Source organism: Bradyrhizobium sp. USDA 3315, from assembly GCF_054056795.1.
In genome coordinates this window covers 8739101-8751411 of record NZ_JBSRYP010000001.1, presented here as the reverse complement: position 1 = coordinate 8751411, position 12311 = coordinate 8739101, and the positions used below count along the sequence as shown (strand labels likewise).

Annotated in this window: 11 protein-coding genes; 7 read left to right on the top strand and 4 right to left on the bottom strand. The window is 64.3% G+C overall.

What is annotated here, in order from left to right:
- The first annotated feature begins 157 nt into the window (after positions 1–157).
- Positions 158–1591, top strand: coding sequence for an aldehyde dehydrogenase family protein (locus tag ACVIYL_RS40935; protein ID WP_076827004.1), 1434 nt, complete (start codon positions 158–160; stop codon positions 1589–1591).
- Positions 1592–1804: 213 nt separating this feature from the next.
- On the opposite strand, the gene ACVIYL_RS40930 is transcribed toward ACVIYL_RS40935, so the two are convergent.
- Positions 1805–2767: an SMP-30/gluconolactonase/LRE family protein gene (locus tag ACVIYL_RS40930; protein WP_456781261.1), complete on the bottom strand. Its 963-nt coding sequence runs from the start codon at positions 2765–2767 to the stop codon at positions 1805–1807.
- Between the two features lie 113 nt (positions 2768–2880).
- Here ACVIYL_RS40930 and ACVIYL_RS40925 point away from each other — a divergent pair, with 113 nt between their 5' ends.
- Positions 2881–3702, top strand: a complete 822-nt coding sequence (locus tag ACVIYL_RS40925) for an NAD-dependent epimerase/dehydratase family protein (protein WP_050384739.1) — start codon at positions 2881–2883, stop codon at positions 3700–3702.
- Here ACVIYL_RS40925 and ACVIYL_RS40920 read toward each other — a convergent pair whose 3' ends face one another.
- Together ACVIYL_RS40920 and ACVIYL_RS40915 are read right to left on the bottom strand one after the other, a co-directional pair.
- Positions 3703–4269, bottom strand: coding sequence for an invasion associated locus B family protein (locus tag ACVIYL_RS40920; RefSeq protein ID WP_253609691.1), 567 nt, complete (start codon positions 4267–4269; stop codon positions 3703–3705).
- A gap of 34 nt (positions 4270–4303) precedes the next feature.
- Positions 4304–4996: a GntR family transcriptional regulator gene (locus tag ACVIYL_RS40915; protein ID WP_057017495.1), complete on the bottom strand. Its 693-nt coding sequence runs from the start codon at positions 4994–4996 to the stop codon at positions 4304–4306.
- A gap of 172 nt (positions 4997–5168) precedes the next feature.
- Here ACVIYL_RS40915 and ACVIYL_RS40910 point away from each other — a divergent pair, with 172 nt between their 5' ends.
- From ACVIYL_RS40910 to ACVIYL_RS40895, 4 genes are all read left to right on the top strand, one after another.
- Complete coding sequence (locus ACVIYL_RS40910) at positions 5169–6872, top strand: IlvD/Edd family dehydratase (protein ID WP_225160776.1); 1704 nt, start codon at positions 5169–5171, stop codon at positions 6870–6872.
- Positions 6873–7032: 160 nt separating this feature from the next.
- Positions 7033–8034: a TRAP transporter substrate-binding protein gene (locus ACVIYL_RS40905; protein ID WP_456781260.1), complete on the top strand. Its 1002-nt coding sequence runs from the start codon at positions 7033–7035 to the stop codon at positions 8032–8034.
- 24 nt (positions 8035–8058) lie between these two features.
- Positions 8059–8643, top strand: a complete 585-nt coding sequence (locus tag ACVIYL_RS40900; protein ID WP_456781259.1) for a TRAP transporter small permease — start codon at positions 8059–8061, stop codon at positions 8641–8643.
- Entirely contained in the window at positions 8640–9980 is a 1341-nt protein-coding gene (locus ACVIYL_RS40895; protein WP_456781258.1) for a TRAP transporter large permease, read from the top strand. The genes ACVIYL_RS40900 and ACVIYL_RS40895 overlap by 4 nt, the downstream gene beginning before the upstream one ends.
- An 8-nt stretch (positions 9981–9988) precedes the next feature.
- Here the strand turns inward: ACVIYL_RS40895 and ACVIYL_RS40890 are convergent, their stop codons facing one another.
- Positions 9989–10783 carry an enoyl-CoA hydratase/isomerase family protein gene (locus ACVIYL_RS40890; RefSeq protein ID WP_028338833.1) on the bottom strand — a complete coding sequence of 265 codons (795 nt, stop codon included), beginning with the start codon at positions 10781–10783 and terminating at the stop codon, positions 9989–9991.
- A 257-nt stretch (positions 10784–11040) separates the two neighbouring features.
- Here ACVIYL_RS40890 and ACVIYL_RS40885 point away from each other — a divergent pair, with 257 nt between their 5' ends.
- The gene (locus ACVIYL_RS40885; RefSeq protein WP_456781257.1) at positions 11041–12264 is read left to right on the top strand and encodes an NAD(P)/FAD-dependent oxidoreductase; all 1224 of its coding nucleotides are present in this window, start codon (positions 11041–11043) and stop codon (positions 12262–12264) included.
- Positions 12265–12311: the final 47 nt, after the last annotated feature.

Here is a 12311-nt window from a genome sequence, read left to right as displayed (position 1 = left end):
GGAGCCTTGCCACACGTGCGGCTCGGCCCTTATATCTCGCGGACGCGCACGAGCCGCGTCCCGCATATGGCGGGTTCAATTCGCCGGGCTTTCGTGCAAGGATGCCTGCCGAACGCTTTCGTTCCCCATTCCATACGCCCCGTACAAGAGGTTTCCGATGGTCAATCGCATGCAATTCTACATCGACGGCGCCTGGGTCGATCCCGTCGTCAAAGGCAAGTCCACCCCGGTCGTCAATCCGGCAACCGAAGAAGCGATGTATGAGATTGCGCTCGGCTCCAAGGCCGATGTCGACAAGGCAGTCGCCGCCGCCAAGCGCGCCTTCGAGACCTTTTCCCGGACCAGCCGCGAGGAGCGCGTCGCGCTGCTCACCAAGATCGTCGAGGTCTACAAGGGCCGCATGAAGGAGATCGGCGCGGCCGTCTCCGACGAAATGGGCGCGCCGTTGCCGATGGCCGAGAAGCTGCAGGCCGGCGCCGGCCTTGGCCACCTCATGAACACCCTCGAAGTGCTGAAGAAGTACGAGTTCGAGGAGACCATGGGCACCGCCGTGATCGTGCGCGAGCCGGTCGGCGTCGTCGGCATGATCACCCCCTGGAACTGGCCGCTGAACCAGATCGCCTGCAAGGTCGCGCCCGCGCTCGCCGCCGGTTGCACCATGATCCTGAAGCCGTCGGAGTTCACCCCGACCTCGGCGCTGATCTTCGCGGAAATCCTCCATGAAGCCGGCGTGCCGAAGGGCGTGTTCAACCTGCTCAACGGCCTCGGCCCGGAGGTAGGTGCGGCGATGAGCGAGCACCCGGACATCGACATGATCTCGTTCACCGGTTCGACCCGCGCCGGCGTCGACGTCGCCAAGCGTGCGGCCCCGACCGTGAAGCGCGTCAGCCAGGAGCTCGGCGGCAAGTCGCCGAACGTGATCCTCGACGGTGCCGACCTGACCAAGGCGGTGACCGGCGGCGTGATGCACATGTTCAACAACTCGGGCCAGTCCTGCAACGCGCCGTCGCGCATGATCGTGCCGCTCTCCAAGATGAAGGAAGTGGCCGCCATCGCGAAGGGCGTCGCCGACAAGACCAAGGCCGGCGATCCGCGTGCCGACGGCACCACGATCGGTCCGGTGGTCAACCGCGGCCAGTGGGACAAGATCCAGGCGCTGATCCAGAAGGGCATCGACGAGGGCGCAACGCTCGTCGCCGGCGGCCCGGGCCTGCCCGAGGGCGTCAACAAGGGCTTCTATGTCCGTCCGACCATCTTCGCCGACGTCACCAACGACATGACGATCGCCCGCGAAGAGATCTTCGGACCGGTGCTGACCATCCTCGGCGCCAAGGACGAAGCCGACGCGGTGAAGATCGCCAACGACACGCCGTATGGTCTCGCCGGTTACGTCTCCGCCGACACCGTGGAAACCGCGCGCCGCGTCGGCCGCCAGATCCGCGCCGGCAACGTCAACCTGCAGGGCGTGCCGAACGAGCGCACCGCACCGTTCGGTGGCTACAAGCAGTCCGGCAACGGCCGCGAGTGGGGCCGCTACGGTCTGGAAGAATATCTCGAGGCCAAGGCGGTCGCCGGCTACAACGCCGCGTAAGCCGAGCCACGAGAGACAACATTCTGGCGCCGGGGCAGGCAACTGCTCCGGCGTCAGCCATTTTGGGGGCGCAATGTCTTGCAGAGTGCGAATCTTGCGAAGATGAAGGTTGCAGTCTCGCCGTCACTGCGAGCGAAGCGAAGCAATTCATCTCTCCTCACGGGCGGACAGATGGATTGCTTCGTCGCTTCGCTCCTCGCAATGACGGCCGGGCTAGCCGCCGAGCGCGCCTTGGGTGTTGACGTAGAGCGCATAGATCGACTGGCTCGCCGCCATGAACAGGCGGTTGCGCTTGACGCCGCCGAAGCAGAGGTTGGCGCACCGCTCCGGCAGCGCGATGCGGCCGATCATGACGCCGTCGGGCGCGAACACGACGACGCCGTCGAGTTCGGGATCACCCATGCCCCAGCCGCACCACAGATTGCCGTCGATGTCGCAGCGCATGCCGTCGGGCGTGCCCGGGCCGGCGTCGATGAAGACGCGCTTGTTGGAGATCGTCTTGCCGTCGGCTGCGACGTCATAGGCGAGGATCTTGCGGTTCGGCTCGCCGCGGGATTCCACGACGTAGAGGATCTTCTCGTCCGGCGAGAAGCACAGCCCGTTCGGTCCCAGCACGCCCTCGGCGACGATGGTGGACTCGCGGGTTGCGGGATCGAGCCGGTAGACGTTGGGCTCGATCTCGGGATCGGCCTTGTAGCCTTCGTAGTTGCCGAGCAGGCCGAAGATCGGATCGGTGAACCAGATCGAGCCGTCGGATTTCACCACGACGTCGTTTGGCGAGTTCAGCCGCTTGCCGCCGAAGGAATCGATCAGCATCGTAATCGATCCATCATATTCGGTGCGCACCACGCGGCGGCCGCCATGCTCGCAGGTGATCAGCCGGCCCTGGCGATCGCGGGTGTTGCCGTTGGCGAAGTTCGACGGCTTGCGGAAGATGCTGACCGCGCCGGTCTCTTCCTCCCATTTGAGGATGCGCTGGTTCGGGATGTCGCTGCACAACAGATAGCGGCCGTCGCCGAACCACACCGGACCCTCGGCCCAGCGTAGGCCGGTGGCGATGCGTTCGACGGCGGAGAGTTTCAGCCAGTATTTCTCGAAGCGCGGATCGAGCGTGCGGATCGCGGGATCGGGATAGCAGGTCGCGGGACGCCAGCCGGCGGAATGAACATCGGACATTTGCTGTTCTCGTTGTTGTGTTTCGATGGTGTTTCCTTGAGCGCCTGGTTTGCTATCATTGTCGGCCTGCGACCGCAATTCGATCGCAGCAATCAGGAAAGAAGAGGGACGGCATGCCACGCATATTGATGACCGGCGCATCGGGGGGAATCGGAACGAGCCTGCGCAAGCTGTTGCCGCCGATCTATCCGGATCTCCTGCTGAGCGATATCAAGCAGCCCTCCGATCTCGGCAGCAACGAAAAGTTCAAGGCGGCCGATCTCGCCGACCTTGCGCAGGTCGAGGCGATCTGCGAGGGCGTCGACGGCATCCTGCATTTCGGCGGCTATTCGGTCGAAGGACCCTGGGACGCGATCCTGCAGTCCAACATCATCGGCTGCTACAATCTGTTCGAGGCGGCGCGCAAAAAGGGCGTCAAGCGCGTGATCTTCGCCTCGTCCAATCACGCGGTCGGGTTCTATCCGCGTCATCACCGCATCGGCACCGACGTCACCGCGCGGCCGGATAGTCGTTATGGTGTGAGCAAGGTGTTCGGCGAAGGCGTCGGCGCGCTCTATGCCGACAAGCACGGCATCAAGGTCACGTGCCTCCGGATCGGCAATTTCGGTGAGGCGCCGCTCGACCACCGCAGGCTCTCGATCTGGCTCAAGCCGGAAGACCTCGTCCAGCTCTGCCGCATCGGGCTCGAGCATCCCGACATCCATTTCGAGGTGCTGTACGGCGCGTCCTACAATGAGCGCTCGTGGTGGGACAATCACCGCGCCTACGATCTCGGCTATCGTCCGACCGGAAGGGCTGAAGATTTCCGCGAGCACGCGATGGCCGAGCAGGCCAAGCTGCCGCCGGATCCGGTCGGCGACTATTACCAGGGCGGCGCGTTCTGCAGCATGGAGTTCGACGGCGACAAGGAGAGGGTGATCGACTGGAAGAAGTGATCAATCCTCGCATTGCGGCAGTTGCTTCACGGATTCGGTGTGCTGCTGCGCCTCCTTCGAACCTTGCCCGGATGTCTTGGGCGGGCTGCCGGGCCCGTCAAAGGTCTCGGCGAAGTGCGTGAGGGGAAAGGCGAGGCTTATGGTCTGCCCGGTGAGGTTCTTGGCTTCGACAGCGATCGTCTGCGCGTGCTTCAGCCGCTCGATCATTTCGCCGTCGGCCTCGAGCGTGCCGCCGCAGCCGAGCGTGTAGCAATGCGGCCTCGCGATCTGGATCGGCTCGTCCTGATCGATGCGGAGGCTGATCGTGCCTTCCAGCATGGTCCGCGTTCCGACATTGGCGCTCACGATCGCGCGCTTGCTGCTCTGCGGCGAGACGCTGAGTGTGCCGCCCGATGGCGAGCACCGACCGCGCGCGGCTGCGCCGACGAAGCAGCTCGCCTCTGTCAGGCACGTCTTGGTCCAGGGCTCGTAGGTGAGCTGCGTCGCGCGCGGATCGGCCGCTTCGCCAACGCCGCCAAGCGCAAGCTGCACGGCCAGCGATCCAAGGAATATAGCCACATAGCGCATCGCGGTCTCCTTCACGAGGAGGCCGCGTATCGCGCTATTGCGGCTTTTTGTCGTTGGAGATGCGGACGAGATAATCCGCCTTGCTGTACTGCATGTGATCGACGCAAAGCTGCGCCAGCGCCCAGCTGTCGCGGCCCTTCAAGAGCTCGATCATCAATTCGTGCTGGCGGCGCGACAATGCGAGGCCCTCGCTGTCGGCGAGATTCTTGGCGCGCATCGGCAGTGTCAGGTTCATGTAGTCCTGCAATGAGCGGACGAGGTAAGGATTGCCACAGGCGGAGAACAGCGCGAGGTGGAATGCATCGTTGGTCTCGTGAATGCCGCGCATGTCCTGCGCCTCGGCCTTGATGCAGTAGTGCCGTTGCAGTTCGCTCAACTGGTCGATCAGGCTTTGCGGCGCGGGCAGGGCGATCATCAGCGCGGCCTGGCGCGTCAACATCTCGCGCACCTCATAGATCTGCCGCACTTCCTCGGCCGAATAGAACCGTACCGTAGCGCCGACATTCTTCTCGCGCAGCACGATGCCCTGGCGCTCGAGCTGGAACAGCGCCTGGCGGACGAAATGCCGGCTCGCGCCATAGCGCTGCATCAGGTTATCCTCGACCAGCCGCAAACCGGGTGCGAAGCGGCCGAAGATGATGTCCTCCTCCAGCCGGCGGATCACCTCCGCCTGTTCCTCCTCGCGCGAGGGGGCCTGGAGTTCGGGCAATGTGGGCTCGGCTGTCATGCGCTCTCGGCTTTGGATCGGTGCCTGAGGTCAGCATAGCGCCACGGTTATTGTCAATAATGGGGGCGATTTTGCCGCAGACCAGCCACAAGCCGCGACCGGATTATCTCATATTGACAATAATTCCTGCCGCTCCTTAAGTGCGGCCGAACAACCACGGGACGAGAAGAAAATGGCCGACGGACTTCGCAAGGGACTGACAAGCTATGGTGACGCCGGCTTCTCGCTGTTCCTGCGCAAGGCGTTCATCAAGGCGATGGGCTATTCTGACGATGCGCTCAATCGCCCGATCGTCGGCATCACCAACACCTACAGCGACTACAATCCCTGCCACGGCAACGTGCCTGACATCATCGAGGCCGTGAAGCGCGGCGTGATGCTGTCGGGCGCGATGCCGTTCGTGTTCCCGACCATCTCGATCGCGGAGAGCTTTGCGCACCCGACCTCGATGTATCTGCGCAACCTGATGGCGATGGATACCGAGGAAATGATCCGCGCCCAGCCGATGGATGCGGTGATCGTGATCGGCGGTTGCGACAAGACCTTGCCGGCGCAGATCATGGCTGCGATCAGCGCCGATCTGCCGACGGTGGTGATTCCGGTCGGGCCCATGGTCGTCGGCCATCACAAGGGCGAGGTGCTCGGCGCCTGCACGGACTGCCGCCGGCTGTGGGGCAAGTATCGCGCCGGCGAGATCGACGACAACGAGATCGAGGCGGTGAACGGCCGCCTCGCGCCCTCGGTCGGCACCTGCATGGTGATGGGCACTGCCTCCACCATGGCCTGCATCACCGAGGCGCTCGGCCTGTCGCTGCCGATGAGCGCGACGATCCCGGCGCCCCATGCCGAACGCTTCCGTTCCGCCGAGGCCAGCGGCCGCATCGCCGCCGAGATGGCGAAGACCAAGGGACCGAAGCCGAGCGAGATCCTGACGCCATCCTCGTTCCGCAACGCCCAGGTCGTCATGCAGGCGATCGGCGGCTCGACCAACGGGCTGATCCACCTCACGGCGATCGCCAACCGCTCGCCGCACAAGATCGACCTCGAGGCGTTCGACAAGCTCGGCCGCGAGGTCCCCGTGCTGGTCGACCTCAAGCCGTCGGGCGAACACTACATGGAGCATTTCCATCACGCCGGTGGCGTGCCGAAGCTGATGGCGCAGCTCGGCGACCTCATCGATCTCGATGCCAAGACCATCACCGGCCAGACCTTGCGCGAGGTCGTCGCCAATGCCGAGGATGTGCCGGGGCAGGATGCGATCCGCTCCAAGGCGAACCCGATCAAATCCGAAGGCGCGATGGCGATCCTGCACGGCAATCTCGCGCCGCGCGGCGCCGTGATCAAGCAGTCGGCGGCGAGCCCGAAACTATTGCAGCACACCGGCCGCGCCGTGGTGTTCGAATCGGTCGAGGACATGACGCTGCGGGTCGACGATCCCGCGCTCGATGTGACCGCCGACGACGTGCTGGTGTTGCGCAATGCCGGCCCGAAGGGCGCGCCGGGCATGCCGGAGGCGGGTTACCTGCCGATCCCGAAGAAACTCGCGCGCGCCGGCGTGAAGGACATGGTCCGCATCTCCGATGCGCGGATGAGCGGCACCGCGTTCGGCACCATCGTGCTGCACATCACGCCGGAATCCGCCGTCGGCGGTCCGCTCGGGCTGGTGCGGAACGGCGACATGATCCGGCTCGATGTCGCCAAGCGCAGCATCGATCTTTTGGTCGACGAAGCCGAATTGCAGAAGCGCCGCGACGCGCTCGCGCCGGCCGGTACGCCCGACTGGGCCAAGCGCGGCTACGCGCATCTCTTCAACGACACCATCCTGCAGGCCGACGAAGGCTGCGATTTCGACTTCATGCGCGCCAAGGGCAAGTAGCAAGTCGCCGGTGTCGTTCGGCCCGGCGGTCGAATTGTCGATAATTTCTGCGTTGCGGCACTCAATGATACCCGCAGGCGGCTCGTTTCTCCTGTTTTATTGACAATCCCGCGCGACTGGTGGGATGATCCCCTCAATCAAGAACAGGGGGAACGTTGCGATGGGCTATTCAGCCAGGATCGTCGGGATTGCCATGGCCGCGGCAGCGCTGCTGCTGTCCGCGGGCGCCGGCGCGCAGGAGGTAAAGCACTTCCGCTTCGCGCACGATCAGCAGCTCAATACCGGTTATAGCGTCGCCTACGACATGTTCTCCGCCAAGCTCAAGGAATTGAGCAAGGGGACCATGATCGTCGACCAGTATCCCGGTGCGCAGCTCGGCCAGGAGCCGCAGCTGCTGCAGCTTGTGAAATCCGGAGACATTGAATTCGCCATCATCTCGTCGGCGAACACTGCAACCATCTCGCCGCAGGCCGGTGTGATGTCGCTGCACTTCCTGTTCCGCGACGCCAACCACGTGGTCAAGGCGCTAGCCGATCAGAAGGTGGTCGATGCGATCAAGGCTATGATCGACGACACGTCGCAAGGCCTTCATGTCATCGCGACGGGCAGCCAAGGTGTGAGAAGCATCTATGCGAGGAAGGAAATCCACAACGTCAGCGACCTCAAGGGTGTAAAGATTCGCGTTCAGGCGACGGCCACGGAAGACACGATCTTCCCGGCTTACGCGGCGCAAACCGTCCATATGCCGTTCGGCAGCGTGTACACGTCATTGCAGACCGGCGTCGTCGATGCGGCGGAAAACAGCGTGAACGTTTACCTCGTCAATAAGCACTACGAAGTCGCGCCGGTGCTCTCGATGACCGAGCACGAGGCCAACAATGCGCTGCTGTTCGTCAGCGACAAGCTGTGGCAGAGCCTCTCAGCCGAGCAGAAGACCTGGGTGACGACGGCGGCCGCCGAGGTCAGCGCCAAGGAGCCGGCGAAGGCGTTCGAATTGGAGAAGAACGCGGCTGCGAAACTGAAATCGTTCGGCGTCAAGGTGGTCGAGGATGTGGACAAGAAGAGCTTTACCGCGATCGCCGATCCCTATCTCGACAAGCTCGCCAAGGACCTCGGGCCGCATGCGGAGAAGATCAAGAATTTGATCCGCGCGATCAACTAGCCCGGGTCGACGGGGAGCGCGAGCATGGCCATCGCCGACACACTGGTGCTGCAACGGCAGCGGCATCTGAAATGGCGGGCGCTCGACCGGCTCGAGCTGATCCTGATGATGCTGTGCGGCTTGCTGTGCTTCGGCTTCTCGCTCTCGGTGACCGCCGATATCGTCACCCGCACCATCGGTCATCCCTGGCTGTGGCTGCAGGAGGTGACCTCGACGCTGTTCATCTACGCGATCTTCATCGGGGCCGCGGTCGCGACACGCCGCAATGATCATCTCTATCTCACCGCGATCTCCGAAGCGATGCGTGGCAGGTCGCGGCTGTTCGTCGAGATCGTCATCCGTCTGGTGGTGCTGGGCGTCGCCTTCTGCCTGGTCTGGTACGGCTATCAAAATTACCTGCGAGGCTTCGGCAGCTTCCGCCTGCCGTCGGGTACGCCGATCGCCTCGCTCTATGCGGTGATCCCGCTGTCTGGCATCCTGATCGGCCTGTTCACGGTCGAGCAGCTCGTCAACGGGATCCGCAATGGCTTCGACCATCCGGAGCCGCCGGATGACGACCTTCCGATTCCTGCGATCGATACCCGCGCGACGACGGGAGTGCAGCCGTGAGCGCACCGGTCGTGCTTGCGCTGATGTCGTTCTGCTTCCTGTTCTTCGGCTATCTCGGCGTGCCCGTGCCGTTCTCGCTGCTGGCCGGCGTGTTCGTCGGCGCAGTGCTATCAGACGTCTCGCTGGCGGCGATCATCCAGAAGATCTTCGACGGCGTCGATTCCGAAGCGCTGCTTGCGATCCCGTTCTTCCTGCTGGTCGGCGAGCTCATGAGCTCGGCAAATGTCGTGGTCCGCATCGCCAATCTGTCGGTCTCGCTGGTCGGCCATATCAGGGGCGGGCTGTCGCAGGTCGTCGTCGTCTTCAGCATGTTCTTCTCGGAGATGTCGGGCTCGACCACCGCTGATGTCGCGGTCATGAGCCGGGCGCTCGGCGGGCCGATGCGGCGGGAAGGGTATGAGCCGGCCTTCATCGCCGCGATCATCGCCTCGGCGTCGACGATCGCAGCGCTGGTGCCGCCGAGCATCACGGCGGTGGTCTATGGCGCGGTCGGCAATGTCTCGATCGCCGGGCTGTTCATGGCCGGTGTGGTCCCCGGGCTGATGATCGGCTTCGGGCTGATGATCTACTGCTACTTCTTCGGTCCCTCGGGCCTGCGCAAGCCGCGCGCGCCGCTGCGCCAGGTTGCGTTCGCCGCCGGTGACGCGGCGCTACCGATGATGATCCCGGTGATTTTGCTGGGCGGCATCCTGACCGGCTGGTTCACGCCGACCGAGGCCGGCGTCGTCGCGGTCGCCTACATCATCGTCGTGGTGATTCCGGCGCTGAACCGCGGGCACCTGAAGAAGATCCCGTACGATTTCTGTCTGGCGGGCCTGATCTTCTCGCTGCCGCTGATCACGATCGGCGCGGCGAACGCGTTCGGCTGGATGCTGGCCTATCTGCGCGGCGCGATCTACATCGCCGACTGGATCACCTCGATCGCCGGTAACGATCCGCACCTCATCATGCTCTTGATGGTGCTGTTGTTCACCGTGGTCGGCGACTTCATCGAGCCGGTGCCGACCATCATCATCTTCATGCCGCTGGTCAACGCCTTGACCCAGGCCGGCGACATCAACGGCGTGCATATGGGCGTGGTGCTGATCGCAACGCTGGCATTCGGCCTGATCACGCCGCCCTACGGGCTCGTGCTGCTGATGGCCTCGAAATTCGTCGGCATCAGTTTTGCAAAAGCGTTGCGGGCGGCGTTGCCGATCTATGTCGTGTTCCTGGTCACGATCTGCTTCACGATCTATTTTCCGAAGGTCGTGCTGTGGCTGCCCAAGCAGGTGATCCCGGAATCGGTCGGCTGCTTCAAGGCACCCGGCGGCACGGGGTACATTTGCCCGAACTAGCCAAACCTCTACTTCGACTTGCTGGTGAACTTCTTCACGGCGACGCGGAAATCATCGGTATGCATCGCCGTGATGATCTTGTGTTCCTCGGCGTCGAGCTGCTGCTTGGTCGGCGTGGTGGCGGCCTGATAGACCAGTGATTTGGTCCCCGCGATCGCGGCGGGCGGATTTTGCGCCAGACGCTCGGCGAGCTGCCGCGTCGCCGCCTTCAGCTCGGCCGCGGGGACGGTCTTGACGACGAGACCCCATTCATAGGCTTGCTGCGCGGTGAACCCATCCTCGGCCAGGAAAATCTGCAGCGCGCGGCGGGTACCGACCGTGCCGACGATGCCGACCGTGCTGCCGCCATCCGGCGACACGCCGATCTTGGCATAGGCGGGCGTGAAGCGGGCATCCTCTGCGGCGATACACAGGTCGGTCACGAACGCGAGGCCCATGCCGGCGCCGGCCGCCGAACCATGCACGCTGGATAGAACGATCTTCGGCATCCGCCGGACCGTCTCGATGAAGGCATGGTAGTGGTGAAGCATCTCGCCGACCACGGGGGCGACATTGTTGGCTTCGGTCGCTGCGCCGATGGTCTGCAGATCGCCGCCGGCGCAGAAGGCGCGGCCTTCGCCCTCGATGACCAGCACGCGAACGTCCTTGTTGGCTTCGACCTCGGCGCTAAGCTGCTCGAGCTTCTTGGCGATCGTCATGTCGATCGCGTTGAACGCGGCCGGCCGGTTCAGCGTGATGGTCGCGATGGCGCCGTCGATACGGAGCAAGGCGGGATCGTTGGCGGAGGGGGCGGGTGCTGGCATATTGAAGACCTTGGGCTAGTTGGTTCCGGACATTTAAGGCCTTGGCGGGAGCCGTGGCAATCCGGCCCGGCGCCCGGGGGCCGCGGGTGCGCCCAGAATCGCCTGGGACCCCCTTGCATCGGTGCGAGCCATGAGGCCAAATGGCACGCGCCTTCGGTACGCAGACACGAGCGCTGTGGGGACGGGGCAAGCAAGCTAACATCGACAAGAGGAAACGGCATGGGTCGCTCCTGCTCGCGCGTATTTGGGTTGTTCCGATGACAGGCTCGGTCATCATCGTCGGCGCCGGACACGCCGGCTTCCAGCTCGCGGCGTCGCTGCGCCAGGCCGGCTTTGCCGAGCGCATCGCCCTGATCAATGACGAAGGCCATTTGCCGTATCAGCGGCCGCCGCTGTCGAAGGCCTATCTGAAGGGGACCGGCGGGCCCGAGACCCTGATGTTCCGGCCCGACAAGTTCTACCAGGACAACAAGATCGAGCTGATCACCGATCGCGCCCATGCGATCGACCGCAATGCGCGGAAGGTGACGCTCGCCTCCGGCACATCGCTCGACTACGGCCATCTGGTGTTCGCGACCGGTGCGCGGAACCGGCTGCTCGATATCCCCAACGCCAAGCTCGACGCAGTCCGCTACCTGCGCATCCTGGATGAGAGCCAGGCGCTGCGCGACTTGATCGCGCCCGGCATGCGCGTCGTGGTGATCGGTGCGGGCTTCATCGGGCTCGAATTCGCCGCCACCGCGCGGGCCAAGGGCCTCGAGGTCGACGTGGTCGAGCTCGCCTCCCGTGTGATGGCGCGGGCGGTGACCGCGGAGATTTCCGAGTTCTCGCAATCCCGGCACAGCGCCGCCGGCATACGGATTCACCTCGGGGTGCAGGTCACGGCGATCGAGGCCGATGGCGGCAAGGTTACCGGTGTCAGCCTGAGCAACGGCACGCATATCCCGGCCGATCTCGTCGTGGTCGGCGTCGGCGTGCTGCCGAATGTCGAGCTTGCGGCGGAGGCCGGGCTGCCGGTGGCATCCGGCATCATCGTCGACGAGCATCTGTTGACCGCCGATCCGAATGTCTCCGCGATCGGCGATTGCGCGCTCTACACCAGCAAACGCTTTGGCGGGTCGCTGCGGCTGGAGTCGGTGCAGAATGCGACCGACCATGCGCGCTGCGTGGCGTCGCGGCTGACCGGCAAGACCGAGGTCTATGACGGTCTGCCGTGGTTCTGGAGCGACCAGGGCCCCGACAAGCTGCAGATGGCCGGTCTCACCACCGGCTACGACCGCGTCGTGGTGCGCGGCGACCGCGCGCAGGGCGCGTTCTCGGCGTTCTGCTATCGCGGCGACAAGCTGCTCGGCATCGAGTCGGTCAACCGCGCCGGCGATCACATGTTCGGCCGCAGGCTGCTCGGCGCCGGCGGCTCGATCACGCCGGAGCAGGCGGCGGATGCGAGCTTCGACCTGAAGAGTGCGCTGGCGCAAATATAAGCAAGCGTCGTCCCGGCGAAAGCCGGGACCCATACTCCGCGGCAGTC